This is a genomic window from Enterobacter cloacae complex sp. 6730903, assembly GCF_048283985.1.
Taxonomy (GTDB): Bacteria; Pseudomonadota; Gammaproteobacteria; order Enterobacterales; family Enterobacteriaceae; genus Enterobacter; species Enterobacter hormaechei_C.
Genome location: NZ_JBLVXX010000033.1, coordinates 26,086 through 52,834, shown reverse-complemented (window position 1 = coordinate 52,834; position 26,749 = coordinate 26,086). Strand labels below are relative to the sequence as shown.

Annotated in this window: 19 protein-coding genes and 2 tRNA genes; 13 read left to right on the top strand and 8 right to left on the bottom strand. The window is 57.6% G+C overall.

Going from position 1 to position 26,749, the window contains the following annotated elements; all coding sequences use genetic code 11:
• Position 1: 1 nt before the first annotated feature.
• Entirely contained in the window at positions 2 to 790 is a 789-nt protein-coding gene (locus ACNQ0W_RS16955) for a substrate-binding domain-containing protein (protein ID WP_062932898.1), read from the top strand.
• Here ACNQ0W_RS16955 and ACNQ0W_RS16950 read toward each other — a convergent pair.
• On the bottom strand, positions 762 to 1,664 hold the full coding sequence (locus ACNQ0W_RS16950) for a LysR family transcriptional regulator (protein ID WP_047053540.1): 903 nt from the start codon (positions 1,662 to 1,664) through the stop codon (positions 762 to 764). The genes ACNQ0W_RS16955 and ACNQ0W_RS16950 overlap by 29 nt on opposite strands.
• Positions 1,665 to 1,930: 266 nt before the next feature.
• On the opposite strand from ACNQ0W_RS16950, the gene mtfA reads away from it, so the two are divergent.
• Positions 1,931 to 2,728 carry a DgsA anti-repressor MtfA gene (gene mtfA / locus ACNQ0W_RS16945; protein ID WP_017693127.1) on the top strand — a complete coding sequence of 266 codons (798 nt, stop codon included), beginning with the start codon at positions 1,931 to 1,933 and terminating at the stop codon, positions 2,726 to 2,728.
• A 3-nt stretch (positions 2,729 to 2,731) separates the two neighbouring features.
• Here mtfA and ACNQ0W_RS16940 read toward each other — a convergent pair whose 3' ends face one another.
• Positions 2,732 to 3,931, bottom strand: a complete 1,200-nt coding sequence (locus ACNQ0W_RS16940) for an MFS transporter (protein WP_062932896.1) — start codon at positions 3,929 to 3,931, stop codon at positions 2,732 to 2,734.
• Between the two features lie 138 nt (positions 3,932 to 4,069).
• Here ACNQ0W_RS16940 and ACNQ0W_RS16935 point away from each other — a divergent pair, with 138 nt between their 5' ends.
• The 6 genes from ACNQ0W_RS16935 to ACNQ0W_RS16910 all read left to right on the top strand — a co-directional run bounded on the left by ACNQ0W_RS16935 (position 4,070) and on the right by ACNQ0W_RS16910 (position 12,279).
• Complete coding sequence (locus tag ACNQ0W_RS16935; RefSeq protein WP_062932895.1) at positions 4,070 to 5,812, top strand: IucA/IucC family protein; 1,743 nt, start codon at positions 4,070 to 4,072, stop codon at positions 5,810 to 5,812.
• Positions 5,812 to 6,759 carry a GNAT family N-acetyltransferase gene (locus tag ACNQ0W_RS16930; protein WP_062932894.1) on the top strand — a complete coding sequence of 316 codons (948 nt, stop codon included), beginning with the start codon at positions 5,812 to 5,814 and terminating at the stop codon, positions 6,757 to 6,759. The genes ACNQ0W_RS16935 and ACNQ0W_RS16930 overlap by 1 nt, the downstream gene beginning before the upstream one ends.
• Complete coding sequence (iucC, locus tag ACNQ0W_RS16925; protein ID WP_062932893.1) at positions 6,756 to 8,498, top strand: IucA/IucC family protein; 1,743 nt, start codon at positions 6,756 to 6,758, stop codon at positions 8,496 to 8,498. Before ACNQ0W_RS16930 ends, iucC begins: the two co-directional genes overlap by 4 nt.
• The gene (locus ACNQ0W_RS16920; RefSeq protein WP_062932892.1) at positions 8,495 to 9,820 is read left to right on the top strand and encodes a lysine N(6)-hydroxylase/L-ornithine N(5)-oxygenase family protein; all 1,326 of its coding nucleotides are present in this window, start codon (positions 8,495 to 8,497) and stop codon (positions 9,818 to 9,820) included. The genes iucC and ACNQ0W_RS16920 overlap by 4 nt, the downstream gene beginning before the upstream one ends.
• 26 nt (positions 9,821 to 9,846) lie before the next feature.
• On the top strand, positions 9,847 to 12,036 hold the full coding sequence (locus tag ACNQ0W_RS16915) for a TonB-dependent siderophore receptor (protein ID WP_023324924.1): 2,190 nt from the start codon (positions 9,847 to 9,849) through the stop codon (positions 12,034 to 12,036).
• 167 nt (positions 12,037 to 12,203) lie between these two features.
• Positions 12,204 to 12,279 (top strand) — tRNA-Asn (locus tag ACNQ0W_RS16910).
• Positions 12,280 to 12,378: 99 nt separating this feature from the next.
• Here the strand turns inward: ACNQ0W_RS16910 and cbl are convergent.
• The gene (gene cbl, locus ACNQ0W_RS16905) at positions 12,379 to 13,329 is read right to left on the bottom strand and encodes an HTH-type transcriptional regulator Cbl (protein ID WP_003859532.1); all 951 of its coding nucleotides are present in this window, start codon (positions 13,327 to 13,329) and stop codon (positions 12,379 to 12,381) included.
• A 96-nt stretch (positions 13,330 to 13,425) separates the two neighbouring features.
• On the bottom strand, positions 13,426 to 14,343 hold the full coding sequence (gene nac, locus ACNQ0W_RS16900; RefSeq protein ID WP_003859531.1) for a nitrogen assimilation transcriptional regulator NAC: 918 nt from the start codon (positions 14,341 to 14,343) through the stop codon (positions 13,426 to 13,428).
• A gap of 320 nt (positions 14,344 to 14,663) precedes the next feature.
• Here nac and ACNQ0W_RS16895 point away from each other — a divergent pair.
• A tRNA-Asn gene (locus ACNQ0W_RS16895) sits at positions 14,664 to 14,739 on the top strand.
• Positions 14,740 to 14,831: 92 nt separating this feature from the next.
• Here ACNQ0W_RS16895 and ldtA read toward each other — a convergent pair.
• The 3 genes from ldtA to ACNQ0W_RS16880 form a co-directional block, all read right to left on the bottom strand.
• Positions 14,832 to 15,755, bottom strand: a complete 924-nt coding sequence (gene ldtA, locus ACNQ0W_RS16890; protein WP_062932890.1) for a L,D-transpeptidase — start codon at positions 15,753 to 15,755, stop codon at positions 14,832 to 14,834.
• A 62-nt stretch (positions 15,756 to 15,817) separates the two neighbouring features.
• Positions 15,818 to 18,511, bottom strand: a complete 2,694-nt coding sequence (locus tag ACNQ0W_RS16885) for a cation-transporting P-type ATPase (RefSeq protein WP_045910846.1) — start codon at positions 18,509 to 18,511, stop codon at positions 15,818 to 15,820.
• Between the two features lie 47 nt (positions 18,512 to 18,558).
• On the bottom strand, positions 18,559 to 18,990 hold the full coding sequence (locus tag ACNQ0W_RS16880) for a universal stress protein (RefSeq protein ID WP_023303952.1): 432 nt from the start codon (positions 18,988 to 18,990) through the stop codon (positions 18,559 to 18,561).
• A gap of 473 nt (positions 18,991 to 19,463) precedes the next feature.
• Here ACNQ0W_RS16880 and ACNQ0W_RS16875 point away from each other — a divergent pair, with 473 nt between their 5' ends.
• The 3 genes from ACNQ0W_RS16875 to ACNQ0W_RS16865 are packed head-to-tail and all read left to right on the top strand — an operon-like array spanning position 19,464 to position 24,573.
• Complete coding sequence (locus ACNQ0W_RS16875) at positions 19,464 to 20,549, top strand: efflux RND transporter periplasmic adaptor subunit (RefSeq protein ID WP_062932889.1); 1,086 nt, start codon at positions 19,464 to 19,466, stop codon at positions 20,547 to 20,549.
• Positions 20,549 to 23,611, top strand: coding sequence for an efflux RND transporter permease subunit (locus ACNQ0W_RS16870; RefSeq protein WP_062932888.1), 3,063 nt, complete (start codon positions 20,549 to 20,551; stop codon positions 23,609 to 23,611). Before ACNQ0W_RS16875 ends, ACNQ0W_RS16870 begins: the two co-directional genes overlap by 1 nt.
• Positions 23,608 to 24,573 (top strand): acyltransferase, encoded by a 966-nt coding sequence (locus tag ACNQ0W_RS16865; protein WP_062932887.1) that lies wholly within the window; start codon positions 23,608 to 23,610, stop codon positions 24,571 to 24,573. Before ACNQ0W_RS16870 ends, ACNQ0W_RS16865 begins: the two co-directional genes overlap by 4 nt.
• On the opposite strand, the gene pagP is transcribed toward ACNQ0W_RS16865, so the two are convergent.
• Positions 24,570 to 25,145, bottom strand: coding sequence for a lipid IV(A) palmitoyltransferase PagP (gene pagP / locus ACNQ0W_RS16860; RefSeq protein ID WP_062932886.1), 576 nt, complete (start codon positions 25,143 to 25,145; stop codon positions 24,570 to 24,572). The two genes, ACNQ0W_RS16865 and pagP, sit on opposite strands and share 4 nt — an antisense overlap.
• A 256-nt stretch (positions 25,146 to 25,401) precedes the next feature.
• On the opposite strand from pagP, the gene shiA reads away from it, so the two are divergent.
• Positions 25,402 to 26,718 (top strand): shikimate transporter, encoded by a 1,317-nt coding sequence (gene shiA, locus ACNQ0W_RS16855; RefSeq protein WP_062932885.1) that lies wholly within the window; start codon positions 25,402 to 25,404, stop codon positions 26,716 to 26,718.
• Positions 26,719 to 26,749 lie beyond the last annotated feature (31 nt).

The following is a 26,749-nucleotide window of genomic DNA, read 5'->3' as shown; positions in this document are numbered from 1 at the left end:
CATGCTTACATTCAGAACGGTGATTGCCGCCCTGACCTTCGTCACCCTCAGCGCGGGCGCGCTTGCGCAGGATGTGACGGTGATGATTTCTGGCGGCTTCAAAGCGGCGCTGGAGAAGCTGACGCCGCAGTACGAAGCGCAAAGCGGCGACAGGCTCATTGTGATCTCCGGCCCGTCAATGGGCAAAACGCCGCAGGCCATTCCGGCCCGGCTCGCCCGGGGCGAAAAAGCGGACGTGGTGATTATGGTGGGCGATGCGCTGGCGAAACTGGAACAGGATCGCAGGACCGCGCCAGGCTCCCGCGTGGAGCTGGCGGATTCGCCCGTCGGGATGGTCGTCAAAGCGGGCGCGCCGGTGCCGGATATCAGTACGGTGCCTGCCCTGCGGCAAACGCTGCTGAAGGCGCACTCCATGGCTTATTCCGACAGCGCCAGCGGCCGGTATGTTGAGAGCCAGCTGTTCCGTAAGCTGGGCATCGACGGCCAGGTTCACGATAAAGCGCACCGGGTTGAGCGCATCCCGGTGGCATCCGAAGTGGCAAAAGGGAAATACGATCTCGGCTTTCAGCAGGTGAGCGAGCTTCTGCCGGTCCCGGGGGTGACGTTTGTCGGTAAGTTGCCTGACGACATGCAGTACATTACCCGTTTCGCCGGCGCCGTAACGCAGAAGGCTGACCATCCCGAACAGGGAAAAGCGCTGCTGACTTTTCTCTCTTCGCCACAGGCCGCCAGCGTCATTACGTCAACGGGCTTAACGCCCGTCAGCGCACCTCGCGATACTGCTCGGTGATCAGCGTTTCGAGTTCGGCAGCAATATAGGACTGGATCCGCCCGCGGCGGCGGATCAGCCCCACGGTTCGCCTGACTTCAGGCTCGGTTAAAGGCACCGACGTCAGCAGCGAATGCTCGGCGCGGGGCATTGACATGGCGGGAACGGCCGCAATACCGATCCCGGCTTCAACCATCCCCAGCATGGTCGTCACGTGCCGCGTTTCGCAGATGCTGGGGCGCTCAGGCCGAATATGCCCGACCCGCTGGTCGAGAAGATTGCGGTTGCCGGAGGTCTTATCCAGACCGATATAATCCTGCTGATAAAAAGCCTGCCACGTCAGGCTTTTTCTTTTTGCAAGCGGGCTGTCGCGTCGGCAGGCGGCCACGTAGACATCCTCCACCAGCGGGACAAACTCGATGTCGGGCTGCAAGCTCCGGGCAAAGCAGATACCAAAATCCGCCTGTCCGCGGGTGACGGCCTCGATAACATTTCCGGCGCTGCTGTCGATCAGTTTTATGCGCACGCGGGGGTAACGGGACTGAAAGCGGCGGATCACATCCGGCATAAAGTAACAGGCGGCGGACGGCACCGTCGCCACGGTGATTAGCCCCGTGCGCTCCTCGCTGGCCTTATCGATATCCGAAAGCATGGACTCCACATCAGCAAGCAGTTGCCCGCACCGGTCGGCAAAGGTCTGTCCATACAGGGTCAGCGTGACGCGACGGGTGGTTCTGTCGAACAGTTTTGTCCCCAGTGCCGCCTCCAGCTTTTCAATCCTGCGACTCAACGCCGACTGGGAAAGGCAGATAGACTCCGCCGCAAGACGGAAATTGCCGTATTCCAGTAAAGCGCGGAAAGCATAGAGATCGTTGAGGTCAAAATTGACGGGCATACTGACGGGATCCTTAAGCACGGTAGGGTAAGAAGAGATTTATCATAGCCGCGCACGACATACTTCACAAAATGAAGGGGATACCCCTAAAGCGCTATCAACCTGACGGCACATAGTGATAGTTTATGCGGGCTGGATCCCTCTTAAACAGGCTGCCACTCTACATGCAGCCGAAGAGGAGTGTCATACTGCTTAACAGAGTATGTTGGCATGCTAACAGCCCCTGACCTTTCCATTTTGTTCACGTGCGAGTAACGAGCAAAGCGATGATTAAGTGGCCCTGGAAAACGAACGACGCTGGTCGAAATATGGCGCTGCCCTGGGATGAGGCTCTGGCGATCCCCGTGCTGGCGAATCTCTTGCCTGAAGAGCAATCAAAGCTGATTCAGCTGGCCGAGCGTTTTTTACAGCAAAAACGGCTGGTGCCGCTACAGGGCTTCGAACTGGATCCGCTTAAAAATTCCCGCATCGCCCTGCTCTTCTGCTTGCCGGTGCTGGAGCTGGGTATCGAATGGCTGGATGGCTTCCACGAAGTGCTGATCTACCCGGCGCCGTTTATCGTCGATGATGAGTGGGAGGATGACATCGGGCTGGTGCACAACCAGCGTATGGTGCAGTCCGGGCAGAGCTGGCAGCAAGGGCCAATCATCCTCAACTGGCTGGATATTCAGGACTCGTTCGATGCCTCGGGCTTCAACCTGATCATTCACGAAGTGGCGCATAAGCTGGATACCCGCAACGGCGATCGCGCCAGCGGCGTGCCGCTGATCCCGCTGCGTGAAGTCGCGGGATGGGAGCACGACCTGCACGCGGCGATGGAAAACATTCAGGATGAGATAGACCTGGTGGGTGAAAGCGCGGCCAGCATTGATGCCTATGCCGCGACCGATCCCGCCGAGTGCTTTGCGGTGCTGTCCGAGTATTTCTTTAGCGCACCTGAGCTTTTCGCTCCGCGCTTCCCGGCGCTGTGGCAGCGTTTTTGCCAGTTTTATCAGCAGGATCCGCTCCAGCGTCTGCGGCAAAGTGAGGACGCAGCCAGCACCTCCCCTCATCCGTTCCACTAATGTTTAAGGGGTACGATCGGTCGATCGTACCCACACGCTCACCGCGAGAAACAGCAGCGCCATTCCCCATGCGGCAGTAATCAAAAACTGCTCACCGTAAACGCGCGTCACCACGGGTACCAGCAGCGCGCTGGCCCCGTACCCCAGCGTATGGCTGGTGGCGATCACCCCTGCGCCTTTGCCCGTCGTCAGCCGATCGTTGAGCAAAAGCTGGTATCCCGGCGTTGCCATGGCGGCCCCCAGCGAAGTGATGACAATGCCCACGTAGAACAGGGCTAAACTGGCGAGACACATCAGCCCAAGACCCGCCACCATCAAGACCGCGGCAAGTAAGAGTAAAACTCTCGGGGTAAAATGCTGCGGGCGTACCACCAGAAACTGCGCCGCCAGGGTCGCCAGCGCGGCCAGGCTCAGCAGCAGCGCGACATGATGGCTGATTTGCACGGCATCGCCATTAAATAACGGATGAAGATGCGGCGATAAACCAAGCTGCATCAGGCTGACCAGCGCCGCCAGCAGCAGTGCCAGCACCAGGAAAGGCAGCATGGAGGCCTGTAACCGCGTCGACTGGTGCGCCACCGGCGGCAGCGGGGGATCGGCGGCTTCGCGCAGCACCAGCAGCAGCGCGATCAACGGCGCCAGCGCCATCAGCCAGAGCGGGGCGACCGGGCTGACGCTGAGCATCAGCGCGGCCAGAGGCGGTCCCAGCAGACGCCCGCAGCTCAGGCCAGAGCTTATCGTCGCCAGCGCCGCCATTCTTTTATCCAGCCCCGCGCGTTGAATGGCCCACGTCTGGGCCGCAGGCACCAGCCCTGATACCGTCAGGCCGTACAGCATGCGCGACAGCACCAGGCCCACCATTCCCCAGAGGGCATTCAGCGCGCCGTTCGCCATCGCCCAGACCACCAGCGCCATCACGACGAAGCTCGCCAGATAGCCGCCCAGCGAGGCCAGCATAACGATCTTACAGCCGTGCCGCTCGCTCTGGCGTCCCCACCAGGGCGAGGCGGGTAAAAAGAGCATCGAGCCGAACATCAGCAGCCCGGCCCAGACGGAGAGCGACAGTCCGGTCAGGGAGACCAGCTGCGGCAGCATGACCAGCAAACCGTTTTGCCCAATACCTAATAAACCGGCGCCCAGTGCCAGGGGCCAGTTAGCTTTGGGGGCCACAACGTCAGTGAGATTCTCGGTACGGGTGCGCATAAAATTGTGAAGATAATGTCAATAAATGTGTGGAAATTATGAAGTTTATGAAAACAAATATTGCAAAAATAGTTGCCACTGTAAACAGAATGAATATCATAACGAGAATTATTATCAGTCATGGAATGAGGTACAACTATGCGTACTCTGCCCCGCTCCGCCGGTACAGATGTTGCGGCCCAGTGTTTTTTGAACGCGCTGCTGCGCGAAACGAAGGACTGGCACTATCTTCCCGCAACCCGTGCGGATGAGTTATCGCAGATTCATATCCCACTCTCCCCAACCCAGGCCATTCGGGTTCCGGTACGCTATTTCTCCCCCACGCAGCATCACCAGTATCGTTTTCCGGCAACGCTGATTCAGGCCGACAGCGACGGCGGTGACACGGTCACATTCCATCAACTGATTGATTTTATTCTTGAAAAAGAGACGGTAAAAGGCGCGCTGGATCCCGATACGCTGGCTCGCTTTAAGCAGCGCGTCCTGGAAAGCCATACGCACACCTGGCAGGCCATTGATTTACGCCACAACTGGGCAAACCTGCGCGATAAGCCGCTGACCTTTGCCGAAGCGGAACAGGCGCTGCTGGTCGGCCATGCTTTTCATCCTGCCCCAAAGTCGCACGAGCCGTTTAACGAGGCCGAGGCACGTCGCTATCTGCCGGATTTCGCCTCCCGCTTCCCGCTGCGCTGGTTTGCGGTTGAGCATGAGCTGATTACCGGCGACAGCCTGAATGTCTCCCTGCGGGAACGTCTGCTGCGCTTTGCAGCGCAGAGCGCTCCGGCCCTTCTCGGTCACTTCACCGACACCTGCTGGCTGCTGCCGATGCACCCGTGGCAGGCCGACTATCTGCTGGAGCAGGACTGGTGCCAGCGTCTGGTAGAAAAAGGCGCCCTGCGCGATCTGGGCGAAGCCGGTGCACAATGGCTGCCCACCAGCTCTTCCCGCTCGCTGTACAGCGAAACCAACAGCGACATGATTAAGTTTTCCCTGAGCGTGCGGCTGACCAACTCCGTGCGCACGCTGTCGGTGAAAGAGGTTAAGCGCGGCATGCGCCTGGCACGCCTGGCGAAAACGGCACGCTGGCAGGAACTTCAGGCGCGCTACCCGACCATGCGCGTGATGCAGGAGGACGGCTGGGCGGGGCTGCGCGATGAGCACGGCGTCGTTCAGGAAGAAAGCCTGATGGCCCTGCGCGTCAACCTGCTGTTCGATACCCCTGATACGCAAACCAACGTGCTGGTGAGCCTGACCCAGGCCGCACCGGACGGCGGCGACAGCCTGCTCGCCGCGGCGGTCCGCCGTCTGAGCCAGCGTCTGGATCTCCCGCTCGCCCAGGCCGCCCGCTGCTGGCTGGACGCCTACTGCGACCGCGTCTTGCTGCCGCTGTTCAGCGCCGAGGCGGACTACGGTCTGGTCCTGCTGGCGCACCAGCAAAATATCCTCGTTGAGATGCAGCAGGATTTCCCCGTCGGGCTGATCTACCGCGACTGCCAGGGCAGCGCCTGGACCGAAGGGGCCGACGCGTGGCTGAAAGAGGCAGGTGAAACCGAGGTGGAAAACCGCTTCGGTGAGAGCCAGCTGCTGCGCTACTTCCCTTATTACCTGCTGCTGAACTCTACCCTTGCCGTCACCGCCGCGCTCGCCGCTGCCGGTTTCGACAGCGAAGAGAACCTGATGTCCCGCGTGCGTGACGCGCTGGCCGAACTGCGCACGACGGCGAAGCAGACCCGCTGCCTTGATTACGTGCTCGACAGCCCGACCTGGAACTGCAAAGGCAACTTCTTCTGCTACCTGCACGATCGCAACGAAAACACCATCGTCGATCCGGCGGTGATCTATTTCGACTTTAGCAACCCGTTTTATAAGGAGAAGGCGTGATGGCAAACGCGAATATCGTCCATTCCGGCTACGGCTTTCGCTGCACCGCCACGGAACAAAACCTGCCGCTGACGCTGGGTCTCGACGGCAGCGCGGTGCTGGAGCGGCTGACCGGGCTCCCGGACGGCTGGCTGGTGGACGCCCTCGACCAGCTGTTTGTTGCCGCGCCCGCCCTGACCGGCATTACCCTGCCGTGGGCCGCCTGGCAGGATGAACCTCAGGCGCAGGCGCTGTTTAGCCTCGTTCACGGGGATTATCTGGCGCGTGAAATTTTCTGGCAGCTGCCGCTGTGGCTGAAAGGCGAACGTCCGCAGGCGAGCGGCGGAATGCAGTTTGACGAAAGCCGTCAGCTGTACTTCCCGCTGCGCCCTCGCCGCCCGCAGGGCGAGGTGTATCGCCGTTACGATCCACAGATTAAGCGCACCCTGAGCTTCCGCGTGGCGGACGTGGCGCTGGACGGCGAGCGTTTTACCCGCTGGATGAACAACCCACGCGTGAATGCCTTCTGGGAGATGGCCGGTCCGCAGGCCGAGCAGGAGAACTACCTGCGTCGCCAGCTCGACTCGACTTATTGCTATCCGGTGATCGGCTGCTTTGACGATCAGCCGTTCGGCTATTTTGAACTCTACTGGGCGGCAGAAGACCGCATTGGCCGCCACTATCGCTGGCAGCCGTTTGACCGTGGGCTGCACATGCTGGTGGGCGAAGAGAACTGGCGCGGGGCGCAGTATATCCGCAGCTGGCTGCGCGGCCTCAGCCACTATCTGTATCTCGATGAACCGCGCACGGCGCGCATTGTGGCGGAACCGCGTTTCGACAACCAGCGTCTGTTCCGCCATCTGGCGTCCGCTGGTTTCGACACGGTGAAAGAGTTCGACTTCCCGCACAAACGCTCCCGTCTGATCATGAGCGAGCGTCATCGCTTCTTCCACGAGGTGGAACTGTGAACGCACTCTGGCAGAAAGTGAACCGCGAGATGGTGGCGAAGATCCTCGCCGAACTGGAATATGAACGCACCCTGCGCGCCGAGCCGGTTTCGGCGGACAACTGGCGCATCAGTATGGGCAACGCGTGCTGGCAGTTTCGCGCCACGCGTGGGATATGGGGCTGGCTGCATATTGACCCTGATACCCTGACCACCACCAGCGGCGCGGCGGTCGAAGCGGAAAACGCGCTGCTGCAACTGGCCACCGTGCTGGAGATGAGCGACGCGCAAACGGCGGAGCACATGGAAGATCTCTACGCCACGCTGCGGGGTGACATGCAGCTGTTGCAGGCGCGTGAAACGCTGGATGCCGATGCGCTGATCCACCTCGACCCGGACGAACTACAGTGCCTGATGCGCGGTCACCCGAAGTTTATTTTCAACAAGGGACGCCGCGGCTGGGGGCTGGATGCCCTGCGCCTGTACGCGCCGGAATATCGCGGGCGTTTCCGCCTGCACTGGGTCGCCGTGCAGCGCGAGCGTCTGGTCTGGAGCAGCGACGCCGATTGCGATATTAACGCCCTGCTCTCCAGCGCCATGGACGATGCCGAGCGCGAGCGGTTCGACGCCCGTTGGCAGGAGCTGGGTCTGAACGACAGCTGGCTGCCGGTGCCGCTGCACCCGTGGCAGTGGCAGCAAAAAATTGCCATTCATTTCCTGGCGCAACTCGCGCGCGGTGAGATGGTAGAGCTGGGTGAGTTCGGCGATGAGTATCTGGCGCAGCAGTCCCTGCGCACGCTGACCAACGCCAGCCGTCGCGCGCCGTATGACATCAAGCTGCCGCTGACCATCTACAACACCTCCTGCTATCGCGGTATTCCGGGCAAGTATATCGCCGCCGGTCCGCTGGCCTCGCGCTGGCTACAGCAGCAGTTCGCCAGCGATGCCACGCTGATTCACTCCGGGGCGCAGGTGCTTGGCGAACCCGCAGCCGGATATCTGTCGCATCCGGGTTATGCCGCATTGCCTGAGGCGCCGTACCGCTATCAGGAGATGCTGGGGGTGATTTGGCGCGAGAACCCATCCTGCTATTTACAGGATGGCGAACAGGCGGTGCTGATGGCGGCGCTGATGGAAACCGATAACCAGGGGCGCCCGCTGATTGACGCGTGGATCAAACGCTCGGGGTTAACCGCTGACGCATGGCTGGAAAAGCTGTTTGAGGCGACGGTGATCCCCTTCTATCACCTGCTCTGTCGCTACGGGGTGGCGCTCATCGCCCACGGCCAGAACGTCACGCTGGTGATGAAAGATTACGTTCCGCAGCGCATTTTGCTGAAGGATTTCCAGGGCGACATGCGCCTGGTGGATGAAGATTTCCCGCAGGCGCAGAGCCTGCCGGAGCAGGTAAAAGCGGTGACGGCGCGCCTCAGCGCGGATTACATCATCCACGACCTGCAAACCGGCAACTTTGTCACGGTGCTGCGCTTTATATCCCGCCTCACCCTGCAATGCGGCGTGAGCGAAACCCGCTTCTATCAGATCCTGGCGCTGGTATTACGTCGCTATATGGCCGCCCATCCGGATCTTGCGGCGCGCTTCGCTAAATTCGACCTGTTTAAGCCGCAGATTATTCGCGTGATCCTCAACCCGGTCAAACTGACCTTCTCTGAACACGACGGCGGTAGCCGCATGCTGCCGAACTACGTCTGCGATCTTGATAACCCTCTTTTTGTGGTCTCCCAGGAGTCAGCGCAATGAAAACCTATGATTTCATCGGCATTGGTATCGGTCCGTTCAACCTCAGTATTGCCGCGCTGGCAGAGGGGCTGGATGGTTTTAGCTCGCTGTTTCTTGAACGCAAGCCGCACTTCTCCTGGCACCCGGGGATGATGGTGCCGGACTGCCATATGCAGACCAGCTTCCTGAAGGATCTGGTCAGCGCCGTGGAGCCTACCAACCGCCACAGCTTCCTGAACTACCTGGTACAGCGCAAAAAGTTCTACCGTTTCCTCACCACCGAGCAGCGCACCGTCTCGCGCGAGGAGTTTGCCGACTACCTGTGCTGGGCGGCGGATAACCTCACGAACCTGGCCTTCAGCCAGCAGGTACAGCAGGTCCGCTTTGATGAGCAAAACGGTCTGTTTGAAGTCGTGACCCAGCGGGATCGCTTCCTGGCGCGCCACGTCTGCGTGGGGATTGGGAAGCAGATCAATCTCCCAGACTGCGTCACCGTGCAGGACGATACCTGCTTCCACGCCAGCGAAATGATGCTGCGCACGCCGGATTTAGCGGGCAAGCGCGTCACCGTCGTCGGCGGCGGCCAGAGCGGTGCGGATCTGTTTTTAAATATCTTCCGTGGGGAATGGGGCCAGCCGCTGAGCCTCAACTGGGTGTCGCGCCGCAACAACTACAACGCGCTGGATGAAGCCGCGTTTGCTAATGAGTATTTCACGCCGGAGTATGTGGACAGCTTCTCGACCCTCGGTGACGACGCCCGACGTCAGATGTTGCAGGAGCAGAAGATGACCTCCGACGGGATCACCACGGAGTCGCTGCTGGCCATCTATCGCGCCATCTATCACCGCTTCGAAGTGCTGCGCGAAAAACCCTGGGCGCACCTGATGCCGTCCCGCTCGGTGACGGCGCTGACGCGCCAGGAAACCGGACATCGCCTCAGCATCCAGCATCACCTGGACGGCGGGCGCGAACAGCTGGAAAGCGACGTGGTGATTTTCGCCACCGGCTACCGCGCCGTACAGCCCGCGTTTCTCGCCCCGCTCTCTTCCCGACTGCGTCTGGATGAGGATGAAGCCTTCTGCATCAACAACGATTTTACCCTTGAATGGGACGGCCCGCAGAGCAACCGCCTGTTTGCCGTCAATGCCGGGATGCACCGTCTCGGTATTGCCGAACCCCAGCTCAGCCTGATGGCCTGGCGCGCGGCGCGAATTTTGAATCGCGCTCACGATGACGAGCCGTTTGAGCTGGCAACCACCCCCGGCGTGATCCACTGGCGGAGCACCACCAGCCCGGAGAGCAGCCAGGTTTTTAAATCATTAATAAAGACCACCGAGTACTGACACACACATTCAGGATCAACATAACAATGAAACGTTCTCATCTTTGGGTTTTAAATCCGTGCTTGCTTGCCATGCTTTCTACCTCTGCGTGGGCGGAAGAACAAAAGGAAGAAGATATTGTGGTCTCCGCCAGCCGGGCACATCGCAGCGTGGCAGAGATGGCGCAAACCACCTGGGTTATTGAGCGGGCGGAAATTGAGCAGCAGGTTCAGGGCGGGAAAGAGATTAAAGACGTGCTGGCCCAGCTGATCCCCGGCATGGACGTCAGCAGCCAGGGACGTACCAACTACGGCATGAACCTGCGCGGCCGCTCCATGATGGTGATGGTGGACGGCGTACGTCTGAACTCGTCCCGCAGCGACAGCCGCCAGCTCGACTCTATCGATCCGTTCAACATTGACCGTATCGAAGTCATTTCCGGCGCCACCTCGCTGTACGGCGGCGGCAGTACCGGCGGTCTGGTGAACATCGTCACCAAAAAAGGCCAGCCGGAGACCGAAGTGGAGTTCCAGACCGGGGCAAAAAGCGGGTTTAACAGCCATAACGACCATGATGAGAACGTATCGGCAGCGGTCAGCGGCGGCAATGACAACGCCTCTGGTCGTCTGTCGGTCTCCTATCAGCGCTACGGCGGCTGGTATGACGGCAACGGCGACGAGGTGATTATCGATAACACCCAGACCGGCTTGCAGTATTCCGACCGTATCGACGTGATGGGGACAGGCACCATTAACATCGACGATCATCAGCAGCTCCAGTTAACCACGCAGTACTACAAGAGCGAATCCGACGGCAAGCACGGCCTGTTCCTTGGGGAGAATTTCGCTGCGGTCACGGGCGATGCCAAAGCCTACAACAAAGATAACCTGAACTCTGACCGTATCCCGGGCACAGAGCGTCACCTGATTAACCTGCAATACTCGAACACCGACTTCTGGGGTCAGGATCTGGTTGCGCAGATTTACTACCGTGACGAGAGCCTGACCTACTACCCGTTCCCGACGCTGAGCAAAGGCGCGGTGACCAGCATTGGCGCATCCCAGCAGAAAACCGATTTTTACGGCGGCAAGCTGACGCTGAACAGCAAGCCGATGGACGACCTGACCCTCACCTGGGGTGTAGACGCCGACCATGAAACGTTCGATGCCAACCAGCAGTTCTTCGACTTAAGCAAAGCGGCGGCGAGCGGCGGCATGGAGCTGGACAATGCCTACAACGTGGGCCGTTATCCGGGTTACAGCATTACCAACCTCGCGCCGTTCCTGCAAGCCAGCTATGACATTGACGCCATCACCCTGAGCGGCGGCGTGCGTTACCAGTACACCGAAAACAAGGTGGACGATTTTGTCGGCTACGCCCAGCAGCAGGCAATCGCCACGGGCAAAGCGACCTCCGCTGACGCGGTGCCGGGCGGGAAAACCGACTACAACAACTTCCTGTTTAACGCCGGGATCCTTGGACGTCTGACCGAACAGCAGCAGCTGTGGTTTAACTTCTCCCAGGGCTTCGAAATTCCGGATCTGGCGAAGTACTACGGCTCCGGCACCTATCAGCTGGTCGATGGTCACTATCGCCTGCAAAACAGCGTCAACGTGAACGACTCAACGCTGGACGGTATTAAGGTCAATGCTTACGAGCTGGGCTGGCGCTTCACCGGCGATAACCTGCGTACCCAGGTGGCGGCCTACTACTCGCTCTCGGATAAAACCATCACCATCAACAAGAGCGACATGACCATCAACCTGGAGGACGACAAACGTCGTATCTATGGGGTTGAAGGCCAGGTGGACTATTTCTTCACCGACAGCGACTGGAGCACCGGGGCGAACTTTAACGCCATCAAGTCCGAAACGCGTGAAAACGGGAAATGGGAGAAGCTGACGGTCGACAGCGCCAGCCCGTCGAAAGCCAGCGCATGGGTTAACTGGGCGCCAGGCGACTGGACGCTGCGCGTGCAGAGCACACAAACCTTTGACGTGTCTGACGCCGATGGTAAGAAGATCGATGGCTATAACACCGTTGATTTCCTGGGCAGCTACGCCCTGCCGGTGGGCAAAGTCAGCTTCAGCGTGGAAAACCTGCTGGACAAAGACTACACCACCGCCTGGGGCCAGCGCGCACCGGGGCTGTATAGCCCAACCTACGGCGCACCGGGTCTTTATACGTATAAAGGCCGTGGACGTACGTTTGGTCTGAACTACTCCGTACTGTTCTGATCCTGCACGCCGCCTGCCTGCGGGCGGCGCATTTTGCTGTGCAATTTGAAAGCAAATTTGCTATTAAATCATCGGTTTGCTGAAATTGTCGGCAAACGAACAAAAACGGTGTTTTCCCCTTTGACAAGGCGCACGCAGGTCGATAATATGCGCCTCGTTCACACGATTCCTCTGTAGTTCAGTCGGTAGAACGGCGGACTGTTAATCCGTATGTCACTGGTTCGAGTCCAGTCAGAGGAGCCAAATTTGAAAAGCCTGCTTTTAAAGCAGGCTTTTTGCTTTTGTAGGTTCGGTAAATTTGCCGGGTGGCGACTGCGCCTTACCCGGCCTAATGATTAACGACTAAATCTGATAATCAATCGCCACTTCTTCCGGCTCCATCACCTGGCGTTTGATCTCATCCACGGAAAGCCCCGCGTTGCATAGCTCAATAAAACGCCACACGTAGTTACGCTGAAGCTGCCCGCGCTTTAGCCCTAGCCAGACGGTATTCGCATCGAACAGGTGACGCGTATCCAGACGCACCAGATTTCCGGCTTCATATTCGCCGCCAGACTGCTCGGCCACCAGGCCAATCCCCAGCCCTAACTCGACGTAGGTTTTGATCACGTCGGAGTCCTGCGCACTCAGCACCACGTCCGGGGTGAGCCCTTTACGCTTGAATGCTTCATCGATGCGCGAGCGTCCGGTAATGCCCTGCCGGTAGGTGATAAGCGGCCATTTGACGATCTCTTCCAGCGTCAACGGCGAAACCTGATTCAGCGGGTGATCGGCGGGTAACAGCAGGCTGTGGTGCCAGCGGAACCACGGGAACGCCACCAGCAGCGGGTCGTTGCTCAGCCGTTCACTGGCGATACCGATATCGGCCCCGCCGTTATGCAGCAGCACTTCAATTTCCTGAGGCGTGCCCTGGATCAGTTCGAGACGTACGTCCGGGAAGATCTCACGAAATGCTTTGATAACCGTCGGAAGGCTGTAACGCGCCTGCGTATGGGTGGTGGCGATAGTCAGCACACCCGAAGCGTCGTTGGTAAAGAGATCCGCCAGCCGACGAACGTTGCTGGCCTCGTTGAGAATGCGCTCAGCGATGGTCAGCAATGCCTTGCCTGGCTCGGTCATACCCAGCAGGCGCTTGCCGCGACGGATAAAAATCTCAATGCCTAACTCCTCCTCCAGCTCGCGGATATGTCGGCTGACGCCCGACTGAGAGGTGTAAAGCATATTGGCGACTTCGGTCAGGTTGTAATCCCGCCTGGCCGCCTCACGAATAATTTTAAGTTGCTGGAAATTCACAATTCACTCCGGCGCATCTGACATAAGACTATTGTTAGAGTCAGCCGGGCTGGAGAACAAATAATAAAAACCAGCATCTTATGCTTATTTGGAATATCAGCTGACGAGTTGCAGCTCGCGATTTTCCAGCGACGGCTTACTGACCAGAGACATCAGGATCTCTTTCACCGCCTGCGCCTGCGGTGACAGGGAGCCGCGCGCAGACATATTCAACGACAGCGGTAAGCTCATGGATGGCGTGGTGATGCGGGCCATCCAGCCATTCGCCGCGCTGCACAGTGAACGTGCGGCAGACTCGGGCAGAACCGTTACCCCCATGCCGCTGGCAATGGCGGCAGTCAGCGTGGAAATAGAATCAATCTCACCGATAATCTTGGCCGTCAGACGGCGCAGCGAGAACGCTTCGTCAACGCGCACGCGCACGGCACTGTAGTCACGCGGCAGGAACAGGTTCATCTCTGCCACAGCGGTTAAATCAATGCTCTGGCCGGGGCAATCACGGGTACCGACCAGGTAAAGATCTTCCTTCAGCAGCGGCTGGCTGGTGATCCCGGCAACCGGGGAGCGATCGTACAGCACCGCCATATCCAGCTGACCGTTGAGCAGTTTGTCATTGAGTACGGAACCACTGTTCTCATGCAGATAAACCAGCACTTCCGGTAGCTCCGCGCGCACCGCCTGTAGCAGCGGCATGGTTACCGACGATGCAGCCGTTCCCGGCGCCAGGCCGATGGAGACATGGCCACTCAGGGTCTGCCCCACATTGTGCACGGCCAGCTGCGCCTGTTCACACTGACGCAGGATCGTGCGGGCATGGGTATATAAAATTTTTCCCGCTTCGGTAGGCGTTACGCCGCGCTTGGTGCGGATCAACAGTTGCTGGTCCATTTCGCCTTCCAGAGTCGCGACCTGCTGGCTCAGCGCAGGCTGCGCGATATGCAGCACTTCAGCCGCCTGGGTCAGGCTGCCGATATCGACGATTTTTACGAAGTATTTCAGTCGTCTTAAGTTCATGTTGCCCCCTGTTCGAAAATAGCGTGCCGGTAACGGCTGTGTTGTTAAACAGGTTTTGCAATATGGATGCCAGTTTTTTGCAGCGGGTGTATGTCTCTGCTAAGCGGCTGAAAATAAGGAAAGCCAATCACTGGTGCCTGTTTTGAGACGGGGACAACGGTTTCCGATCTGCCCCATTCGGGGTATATCTGCACAATTATGGTGCATTCCGTTGGCAAAAACGTCACTTTGCTGGTTTTGTCAGCAAACAGTGCAAAGTCGGCGATCCATCCTTTGACAAGGCGTACGCAGGTCGATAATATGCGCCCCGTTCACACGATTCCTCTGTAGTTCAGTCGGTAGAACGGCGGACTGTTAATCCGTATGTCACTGGTTCGAGTCCAGTCAGAGGAGCCAAATTTGAAAAGCCTGCTTTTAAAGCAGGCTTTTTGCTTTTCTGCGTTCGGTCAGTTTGTCGGGTGGCGCTGCGCTTACCCGACCTACGGTACTCAAGGCCCGGTAAGCGAGGCACTACCAGACATAGCAAGTTTCACCGGCATCCCCGACCGCCGTTCCAGTTCAGCGCCCGCCCCTTCACTTATCAGCTGCGTCCTTTGTGTGGCTGAAATGGGCAGCGGCACCTTATTTGTCGATTCAAATTCCGCGCGATTGCGTGAAAGCGGCTCATGAATCTCTACCCAGCGGCTACCGTCCGGCTCGGTGGTCACTTTTACGGGCTGATCGATAAGCTGTACCCGCGTCCCCACCGAAACGTTATCGAACAGGTATTTGATATCGTTATTACGCAGGCGAATGCAGCCCTGACTGACGCGCAGACCAATGCCGAAATTTGAGTTGGTGCCGTGGATCGCGTACAGCCTGCCGATATAGAGGGCATACAGCCCCATCGGGTTATCCGGCCCGGCGGGAACGAACGCGGGCAACGTTTTACCCTCTTTCGCGTAAGCACGTCGCGTATTTGGCGTGGGTGACCAGGTCGGGCCTTCCTGTTTGCGCTCAACGGCGGTTACCCAGTTACGCGGCGTTTCGCGCCCGGCCTGACCGATGCCAATAGGCAGCACCTCAACCGTGTTGCTGCCGGGTGGATAATAGTAAAGTCGCATTTCCGCGACGTTCACCACAATCCCCTCGCGCACCGTTGGCGGCAGAATAAGCTGCTGCGGCACCACCAGCTGTGTTCCGGCTCGCGGTAAAAACGGATCCACCCCCGGGTTGGCTTCCAGCATATTGCTCAACCCCTGCCCGTGCTGCGCTGCAAACGCTTCGAGCGGCAGGGTATTGCCCTCAGGCACGGTGATGGTGACTGGCGCCCCCACCAGACGGCTGCCCTCGGGAGGGAGGGGGTAGGTTACAGCAGATGCAGCGGGAACCAGAATACCAAGCGTAAAAACGAACGAGGCAAATCGAATCATAGTGTTCTGTACTCAGTCAAAGAGAAAGCCTGCCGGTGGGCAGACTTAGCCTGCTCATTCAGTCATCTTTTCGTCGTGCGCCATCTCCGGGTAAGGACTTTTTCTGCTTCAACAATCATGAACATCGCAAACCCAATCAGGAAGGTAATGATCCAGTAGCGGAACGGTAGCGCTTCGGTACCGAACAGCATTTGCATGAACGGCGCATAGATGATCAGAAGCTGAAGGGCCAGCAGTACGCCGCTCACGATCCATATCCCCTTGTTAGCCAGCAGACCTTTACTCAGGGAGAAGCCGTCGGTGACGCGGCAGTTGAGCATGTAAAACCACTGGGCGGTGACCAGCGTTTGCAGCAACACGGTGCGGATGAACTCCGGAGAGTAGCCGCGAGGTTGCAGCCAGGCCTCCAGCACAAAGGCGCTGATGGCAATCATCAGGCCGACAAACACTACTCGCCAGATGGCATAACCGTCCATCACATGCAGGTTAGACTTACGCGGCGGCCGGTTCATGATGTCCTTCTCACCCGCTTCAAACGCCAGGCCAAACGACAGCGTTGCCGAGGTTGCCATGTTCATCCACAGGATCAGTACCGGTGTTAATGGGATCAGGTTTCCCGCCAGCAGGGCAATTATGATCAGCAAGGCCTGGGCGATGTTGCTCGGGATAACGAACAAAATGGTCTTTTTCAGGTTGTCGTAGACCCGACGCCCTTCATGGACCGCCCGGGCAATGGTGGCAAAGTTATCATCCGTTAACACCATATCGGCGGCTTCTTTGGTGACTTCAGTACCTTTGATCCCCATCGCGATGCCGACATCCGCCCGCTTCAGCGCCGGCGCATCGTTCACCCCGTCCCCGGTCATCCCGACCACTTCCTGCTTACTTTGCAGCGCCTGCACCAGGCGGAATTTATCTTCCGGGCTGGTTCGGGCAAAGATATCGTATTTTTGCGCCGCCTCGCTCAGCTGATGGTCGTCCATCGCCTCCAGCTCGCGCCCGGTAATGGCGCTCGCCGCGTTGCCAATACCCAGCATCTGTCCAATGCTCATCGCCGTTTGTGGATGATCCCCGGTAATCATTTTCACGCGAATGCCCGCCTGCAAGCAGTCGGCAATGGCCGAAATGGCTTCCGGGCGCGGGGGATCCATCATGCCCGCAATGCCGAGCAGGATGACCCCCTCTTGCAGATCCGCATGCGTCAGCTCGCGCTGCCCGCTGGCGGCCGGTTTCCAGGCCGCAGCCACCATGCGCAATCCTTCGCGCGCATACTCTTCAATCTTCTCTTCCCAGTAGTGCAGGTTGAACGGCTCCAGCCCGTTTTGGGTCTGCTGGTGCTGGCAAAGACGGAAAAGGACGTCCGGCGCACCGGTGATTAACATCACCTCTTCGTCGCCCAGGCGATAGAGGGTGGACATGTATTTATATTGCGAATCGAATGGGATTTTACTGCGCAGTTCGGCGTCAATTGCCGGAAGCGGGATTTTGGCGGCCAGCACCTTCAGCGCGCCTTCAGTTGGCCCACCGGTGATTTTCCACAGCCCCTGCTCATCTTTGATCAGCTGGCTGTCATTACAGAGATCGACGGTGCGCAGATAGCGCTCCAGCACAGATCCCTGGGTCACGGTGACCGGTGTCGTATCGTCAACAGGGTGAATCGCGCCCACCGGCTCATAGCTGTCTCCCTCCACGCGGTAGGTGGTGTCCGCGGTAATCACCGCTTTTACCGTCATCTCATTCATGGTCAGGGTGCCGGTTTTATCCGAGCAGATAACCGTCATCGCCCCCAGCGTTTCCACGGTAGGCAGCTTGCGAATAATCGCCTTGCGACGCGCCATCGCCTGCACGCCCAGCGAGAGGATGATCGAGATAATGGCCGGTAATCCTTCCGGCACCGCCGCTACCGCAAGGCTAATCAAGGAGAGCACCAGCTCTGATACGGGCATATCACGGAAGATAAGACTGAAAACGAACAGCGCCAGCATCATTACCAGAATGGTGATAAAAATGGTCTTGCCGAGCTTGTCCATTTGCACCATCAACGGGGTACGGTGTTTTTCAATGTCTGACATCATCTGGTTGATATGGCCGAGTTCAGTCTCCCCACCGGTCGCCACCACCAACCCTTTTCCCCCGCCGGAGCTGACGGTGGTGCCAGAATAAAGCAGGTTGTAACGGTCGCCTAACGGCAACTCCCCATGGAGCGCATCGCTGCTTTTCTCCACTACCGTGGATTCGCCGGTGAGAATAGCTTCTTCCACCCGCAGGTTGTGCGCCTCTGTCACACGAAGATCGGCAGGAATGCGATCCCCGGCGCGTATCACGACGATATCTCCGGGCACCAGCGCTGTCGTCGGGATAGTTTCATGGTTGCCCTGCCGGATGACCACAGCCTCGCTGGAGAGCATATTGCGAATGCTTTGCAGCGATTTCTCCGCATTGCTCTCCTGAATATGGCCAATCAGGGCGTTAATGATGGCTACCCCAAGAATGACAAACATATCCACCCAGTGTCCCATTATCAGCTTCAGCAGCGCCGCCGCCAGAAGAACGTAAATAAGGACATCGTTGAAATGGGCCAGAAAGCGCAGCCAGCCAGGTTTACCCGGTTTTTGCGGTAAGGCATTTTCGCCGTATTTTTCCAGCCTGGCGGTCGCTTCTGTACTGCTGAGTCCGTCGAGGCTGGATTGGATATTTGTCAGGGTTTCATCAACGGTCTGTTGATAATACGGGCGGTGAGGCTTTTCTGTTATCATCGTTCCTTCCTCGGGTTCTTTTCAGAAATCACCTTGCTTTCATGTCATTAACGAATAACGAAAACAGGAACATGCGCGTAACGAACGATACTCGCCGCCTCTGACCCTAATAAATGAGTTTGAATATTGGGATTACGCGATCCCACAATAATCGCACCGACGTTAAGTTCATCCGCCAGTTTGATTACCTCATCACGTATATTCCCGCTGCGAACATGTAGATGGACATTTGCTTCCGGCAGGTTGATTTTTTTTACCAGCGCAGCCAGTTTTTCTTTAGCATTATTAATCATATATTCATCCATCTTTCTCGCGTCTGCAATAAAACCGCGGGTCAGTTCTGCCGAGAACTTTGGCATAACGTACAGCAGATGGACATCACCCGATGCGCTTTGCGCCAGGAATTGGGCATGCTGTAGGGCTTTATCAGACAACGCTGTTTCGTATACATCCACCGGCACCAGAATCGTTTTATACATATCAAGCATCCTTTTTATAACCAACACAACAGTGAGTGAATCAGGAGAGATCGCATCAACCCCATGGGTACAGGCGTGAATGCCTTTTACGGAAAAAAAGGAATGGATGCTATTAAACGTAGCACAGGAATATCAGGATGTTATTCAAAGGAGATACGCTATCGTAACGCTTGTTTCGCCTGAGTATGTCACGCCACTAATAATGGTTATTTAACATTTATTTATTCACCGACTATGCTCATAGTCAGGCATGCAACACGTTCATTCTCTTTATCCCGCGCCACCTTCAACCTCATGGAGGAATGCATGTACGGTTTAAGCCTGATTCGCCTTGGTTTGTTTATTGCGCTCGCCATTATCGCCAGCACAGCAATCGGTTTATTTACCTATGTGGTCGTCTCGGCCCTGGCAGAATAGCGCCACCCCAGCATTGATGACGAAATAAATAAAACAATTATTATCAGGGGAATACTGTGAAGCGCTACCTCTCTCTTCTGCCTGCTGTTTTATTGCTGCTGACGGCGTGCGATCCGAAACCCGACCGCGCCACGCCCCTGCCGAAAATGGTAAAAGTCGCAGAGGTGGTGAAGGCTGGCAACGCGCAGCAGCGCGTGTTTCCCGCCCGTATTGAATCCGGCGATGCCACGAATCTCGCGTTCAAACGAGCCGGGCAGATTGAGACCCTGGACATTCGCCAGGGTGCCGTTGTCAAACAGGGGCAACGGCTCGCCAGTCTTAACGATCGCGAAGCCCGGCAGCGTCTGAACGACAGGCAAACGGCGGCGACCCTGGCGCAGAGGCAATTCGACCGCTTCCAGACGCTGGCGGGACGCCAGGCCGTGTCGAAAGCCGAGATGGATGTCCAGCGCGCAAACCGCGATTCTGCAAACGCCGCGCTACAGATTGCGCGCGAAGAATTAAGCCAGATGACGCTCGTCGCCCCCTTTAGCGGGACAGCGGCCAGTGTCCATGTGCGAAATCATCAGGTCGTCTCCGCCGGCCAGCCCGTCGTCACATTGACCCGTACCGATCTGCTGGACGTGGTGTTCAGTCTTCCAGAGAATCTGTTTAACACCTTCGATATCCGCAATGCGCAGTACAAACCGGTAGTGAGGATCAACGCCCTGCCCGGTCGCGAGTTTACCGCTGTGTACAAAGAGCACTCAGGCAGTAGCGACAGCAACACATTGACCTGGCAGGTGATTTTAACCATGCCCCGCCCGGATGATTTTCCCGTCGTGGGCGGCGTCAGCGGAACGGTCACCATCAATTTAACCAACCTTCCGGCGGGCGTGGGCAGTGAGGTGCTGGTGGTGCCGGTTGAAGCGGTCTTTAACCCGGATAACCGCCCGCGTAATGAGCCACACGTCTGGGTGGTGACGGGCGAAGGCGATACGTTGCACCTTGAAGATCGTAAGGTCAGCGTGGGGCAAGTCAGCGCTGAGGGCGTCGTCATCGTCGGTGGGCTTAAGGCGGGTGAACGCGTGGTGGCCGCAGGCGTTGGGGAGCTACATCCCAACCAGCCGGTACGTATCTGGACGCGTGAACGGGGACTGTAATGGATATCTCTCGTCAGTTTATCAGCAACCCGGTTCGCGTCTGGCTGACGATTTTGCTGCTGGGCGTAGGCGGCATTATTGCCCTGTTGAACATCGGCAGACTGGAAGATCCGGCGTTTACCATCAAAACGGCGGTAGTGATCACCCATTATCCGGGCGCGTCGGCACAGCAGGTTGAGGAAGAGGTCACCCTGCCGCTGGAAAACGCGCTTCAGCAGTTACCTTACCTGGATAACGTCAGCTCCATCTCCTCCAACGGCCTGTCGCAGATCACCGTCAACATAGCCTCGCGCTACCACTCAAATGCACTGCCGCAAATCTGGGATGAACTGCGTCGCCGGGTGGGAGATGCCGCCAGACAGTTTCCACCCGGCGTAGTGACCCCGTTTGTGAATGACGATTTTGGCGATGTGTTCGGCTTTTTCTTTGCCATTTCCGGAGATGAATTCAGCAATCCGGAACTGGTTCGCTATGCCGAGCAGTTGCGCCGGGAGTTGGTCCTCGTGCCAGGCGTGGGCAAAGTGGCCATAGGCGGAGCCCTCACTCAGCAGATTAACGTGGACATTTCTCTGAGCAAAATGGCCGCGCGCGGGATAACGCTGAACCAGCTTTCTGCCCAGCTCAGCAGGCTGAACGTGGTCTCCAGCGCGGGAGAGATCCCCTCCGGTACTGAGTCAATTCGCCTGCATCCTACCGGTGAATTCGAGAGTATTGACGAGCTGGCCGATCTCATCGTGACCCCGCCGGGCGTTGGGGCGGCTACCCGCTTACGGGATATTGCCACCCTGTCACGCGGGCTGGATGCCTCCCCTGCCAGCATCTACCATGCCAACGGCAGAAAAGCCGTCACCATGGGCGTCTCCTTTATCCCCGGCGTTAACGTGATCGACGTGGGACATGCCCTGGAGGCGAAGCTAGAGCAGATGTCAGCCGAGAAACCGGCAGGTATCCACATCGACCTGTTTTACGATCAGGCGGCGGAGGTTGGGCATTCCGTTAACGGATTTATCATTAACTTCCTGATGGCGCTGGCGATTGTCATCGGCGTGTTGTTGATCTTTATGGGCTTACGCAGCGGGATCATTATCGCCTTTTCCCTCGCCCTCAACGTGCTGGGCACGCTGCTGATCATGTATCTCTGGGGTATTGAACTACAGCGCATTTCACTGGGCGCGCTGATCATCGCCCTCAGCATGCTGGTCGACAATGCCATTGTTATTGTCGAAGGGGTACTGATAGCCCGACAGCAGGGCTCGTCCCTGATGAACGCCATTAGCGACATTATTCGCCGTTCTGCGCTGCCGCTGCTGGGTGCAACGGTCATCGCCATCTTGGCCTTTGCGCCCGTCGGGCTGTCGCAGGATTCCACTGGCGAATACTGTAAGTCGCTGTTTCAGGTTCTGCTGATTTCGCTCATGTTGAGCTGGTTCTCAGCCCTCACCATTACGCCAGTGCTGATTAAGTGGTGGCTGTTTAAACAAGACGCTGCACCGTCGAAGGCCGACGAAACGGATCCCTATGACAAACGCATCTATCGGATCTATCAGGGGGTACTCAACGCGCTGTTACGGCGTAAAGCGCCAACGCTGGTAGTGATGGCCGCACTGCTGGCCGCCGCCATCTGGGGCTTTGGCTCGGTGCGGCAGAACTTCTTCCCCTCCTCCAGTACGCCAATTTTCTTTGTCGACCTCTGGCTTCCTTACGGTACCGACATTAACTGGACCGAGAAGATGACCGATGATATCGAGAAAACCATTAACGGCCAGCCTGGCGTGGAAACCACGGTCTCGACGATTGGTCAGGGAAGTATGCGATTTATTTTGACCTACAGCGGACAACGGCAGTACAGCAACTATGCGCAAATCATGGTGAGAATGGACGACCAGCGTAACATCCCCGCCCTGACCCGCCACGTTGATGAGTACATCGCACGAAACTATCCGCAGGTTAACGCCAGCACGAAACGGGTGATGTTTGGCCCCTCCGGCGACAGCGCCATTGAAATACGTATTAAAGGCCCCGATCCCGACAGGCTGCGTCTGATCGCCAGCCAGGTAGACAACATTCTTACGCGCGATCCGGCGACGGACAGCGTCAGGAACGACTGGCAAAACCGCAGCAAAGTGATCCGCCCGCAGTACGTCACCGCGCTCGGACGTGAGCTTGGCGTGGATAAGCAGGACGTCGATAACGCACTGGAGATGAATTTCTCCGGCAGCCGGGCAGGACTGTACCGTGAAGGAAGCGATCTGCTGCCCGTGGTAGTGCGCCCGCCGGAAAGCGAGCGGCTGGACGCCAACCACCTGAACAACGTCCTGGTCTGGAGCCAGACCCGGCAGCAGTATATTCCGCTGAGCAACGTCGTCAGCGGCTTCGCGCTGGAGTGGGAAGATCCGCTGATCCTGCGCCGTGACCGCTCGCGCGTGCTGACCGTGCAGACCGACCCTGACCCGTTGAGCCAGCAAACCTCCGGCGATATTCTCGCCCGCGTGAAGCCGCAAATAGATGCCCTGCCCCTGCCTCACGGCTACAGCATTGAGTGGGGCGGGGACGCGGAGAACTCCAGCGAAGCGCAGCAGGGGCTATTTACCACGCTGCCGCTCGGGTATCTGGTGATGTTTGTGATCACGGTGCTGATGTTCAGTTCGGTGAAAAACGCCGTCGCTATCTGGCTGACCGTGCCGCTGGCGCTGATCGGCGTGACGCCGGGGTTTTTAATTACCGGCATCCCCTTTGGCTTTATGGCGTTGATTGGCCTGTTGAGCCTGAGCGGGATGCTGATCCGCAACGGCATTGTGTTGGTGGAAGAGATAGAACAGCAGAAAGCGCAGCAGGATCAGCACAGTGCTATCGTGTACGCCGCCACGTCGCGCCTGCGTCCCATCCTGCTCACCGCCTTTACGACCGTACTCGGCCTCGCCCCTCTGCTGCTGGATGTGTTCTTCCAGAGCATGGCCGTTGTGATTATGTTTGGGCTTGGGTTTGCTACAATCCTGACGCTGCTGGTACTCCCCGTAATTTACGCGTGTTTCCATCGTAAGGACAAAGCTGAACAACAATGAATGCGACAGGGCTGAATATCATCAAGACGCTGGGCTGTATGACGGCGGTCACCTTTTTCACCATCTACAACACCTGGGATCATTACGATTATGACTATCACTGGATCCTCGGTTTTTTAACCTTCATTTCGACCATCGCCACGCCGTTATTTTTTGTGGTTGCAGGGTATCTGGACGGGCAATCCCGACACGGCACGCGCTGGCAGCTGGATAAGATCAAAAGCCTGGTGATCGTCTTTCTGTTCTGGGTAACGATTTACTACCTGTGGGAGCCCTATCAGCGCGGATATCTGATCCAGCCCTGGTTCGTGTTCGCGTTTATCGTGATTTACACGTTTCACCCGGTGGTGGAGTGGCTCAGCCAGCGACGAACGCTCTTTTGCGGGGTTATTGCCGCCCTGCTGCTTTTCTCATACGGGTACGATTTGCTGTCAGCCCTCTATCCTGATGCCCACGTCCTTTCATTGTCGCCGCAGTATCGCCTGTGGACGTGGCTGCTGTTTTATCTGACGGGGCAGCTCTTTTGCGATCCGCAGATCGCGGCGTGGATCGGCCGCAAAAATGTGGTCAGGACCGCGGTGATTGCCATACCGTTTATTTATCTCTTCACGTGGTTTTACGAGCGGCACTTCTTTTTTGCGCTATTTAAAGCAGACAGAAACGCCTTTATTCTCACCGGATCGCAAATCTACATTCTGATTATCGCGCTGGTGATTGCGGCAAATGGCGTACGCTTTCGCCGCAATGCGGAGTTTAAGGAGTCCGTGCTGGCCGCCATCAGCAAAACGATGACCGGGGTATATATTATGCACTACTCGGTGTTTCACCTGCTGACGGCCCTTATTCCGGTGACCTCGCTGAGCATCAAGCTTGCCCTGATCGTGCTCACCTTTATAACGTCGGTCCTGTTTTCTCTGCTGATCCTCTCCAACGCGGTGGCTAAAAAAGTGATCACCCTTTAAAAGCCCAGCCGCAGCCAGGCAAACAGCACGTTGCCGTTGTTGTAGGTTCCGGGAATATAGGTGAACTGAACGGTAACGCGCTTGTACCCGGCGGAGAACAGGGGAAAGATAAACGGAAGCGGAACATAGTTAGCAAAGTCGTCGCGGGCCGTGATGCCCGCCGCGGCGCCCAGCCCCAGGCGGAAATCTTTCGCGTTATCGAGATACCACCCTTTTTCCCAGCCGTAGCCCATCGCGGGCTGCCACTCGTTGTGGGAATCTTTAAACATCATGGCAAAGAGCGCGCTCCAGTTGCCCTCGTCGCTGTAGCGAGATATGCCCAGCCCCCCGCCCCACGGCATTTCGTTGTAATTGTCCGTTTTTTCTTTATCGTACATAAAGCGAGCGTGCCAGCTCAGAAACGGCAGATAGAGATCGTAACGCTCCGGCTGCTCCCAGGTCTGAGAAATATCGTCCGTCAGCGCGTCCCACCAGCGGTGAATGCGCTGCTCGCCATAAACTTTAGGCTCCGCATGCAGCGGCGAAACCACTAAAAACAGAACGACCCAGAGTGCAGGAAAGAGGCGTTGCATGGTTATTCCCTCAGCTTACGTCACGTTGCGATCGTTATTACTGTAAACCATCCAGACCTAACCGGAGCCAAACAGGCTGATTTATGTTGGGGCGGGGTAAGATGAAATATATTTATTTAGCGCTTTCAGGAAAGATAAAAACGTTTTCTCAGGCCGCCTGTCGCGGTAGTCTCATACATTCCGTCAATATGACGGCCGCGATGTGAGTGACCTTTTCTTATACCAATAATTAAAAATCAGTACAGACAGGACAACTATGGACTCCACCCTTATCTCCGCTCGCCGCAACGAGGAGACACCTTCGCTTAACCGCGCCCGCCGCGCCGCTTTAGGTAGCTTCGCAGGCGCCGTCGTCGACTGGTATGACTTTCTGCTCTACGGTATAACCGCTGCGCTGGTCTTTAACCGTGAATTCTTTCCACAGATCAGCCCCGCCATGGGCACGCTTGCTGCGTTTGCCACCTTCGGCGTCGGTTTTCTGTTTCGTCCGCTGGGTGGGGTAATTTTCGGCCACTTCGGTGACCGCCTTGGCCGGAAACGTATGCTGATGCTCACCGTCTGGATGATGGGCATTGCCACCGCGCTGATCGGTATTTTGCCCTCCTTTGCCTCGATTGGCTGGTGGGCTCCGGTGTTGCTGGTGACGCTGCGCGCCATTCAGGGCTTTGCCGTCGGCGGTGAATGGGGCGGTGCGGCATTGCTGTCCGTGGAAAGCGCGCCGAAGAACAAGAAAGCGTTTTACAGCAGCGGCGTGCAGGTGGGTTATGGCGTGGGTCTGCTGCTCTCCACGGGCCTGGTGTCGCTAATAAGCCAGCTCACGACAGACGAGCAGTTCCTGAGCTGGGGCTGGCGTATTCCGTTTATCTTCAGCATTGTGCTGGTCGTGGTGGCCCAGTGGATCCGTAACGGCATGGAAGAGTCAGCTGAGTTTGAACGACAGCAGCGCGAAAAACCGGTCGCGAAAAAACGGCTGCCGGTGATGGAAGCGCTGGTGCAGCACCCTGGCGCTTTTCTGAAAATCATCGCCCTGCGCCTGTGCGAACTGCTGACGATGTATATCGTCACCGCCTTTGCCCTGAACTATTCCACGCAAAACCTCGGCCTGCCGCGGGAATTGTTCCTGAATATTGGCCTGGTAGTGGGCGGGATCAGCTGCCTGACCATCCCCTGCTTCGCCTGGCTGGCGGATCGCTTTGGCCGTCGACGGGTGTATATCACCGGGGCGCTCATCGGCACACTCAGCGCCTGGCCGTTCTTTATGGCGCTGGAGGCACAGTCGGTCTTCTGGATTGTCTTCTTCGCGATCATGCTTGCGAACATCGCTCACGATATGGTGGTCTGCGTGCAGCAGCCAATGTTCACCGAGCTGTTTGGCGCAAGCTACCGCTACAGCGGCGCGGGCGTGGGATATCAGGTGGCGAGCGTGGTCGGCGGCGGGTTTACGCCGTTTATCGCCGCCGCGCTGGTGACGTTCTCGGGCGGTAACTGGCACAGCGTGGCGATTTATCTGCTGGCGGGTTGCCTGCTTTCTGCCGCCACCGCCCTGTTGATGAAGGAAACCGCGCACAGCTGATCTCCTCACTTTTGTTTCACAGGCGTGTGAC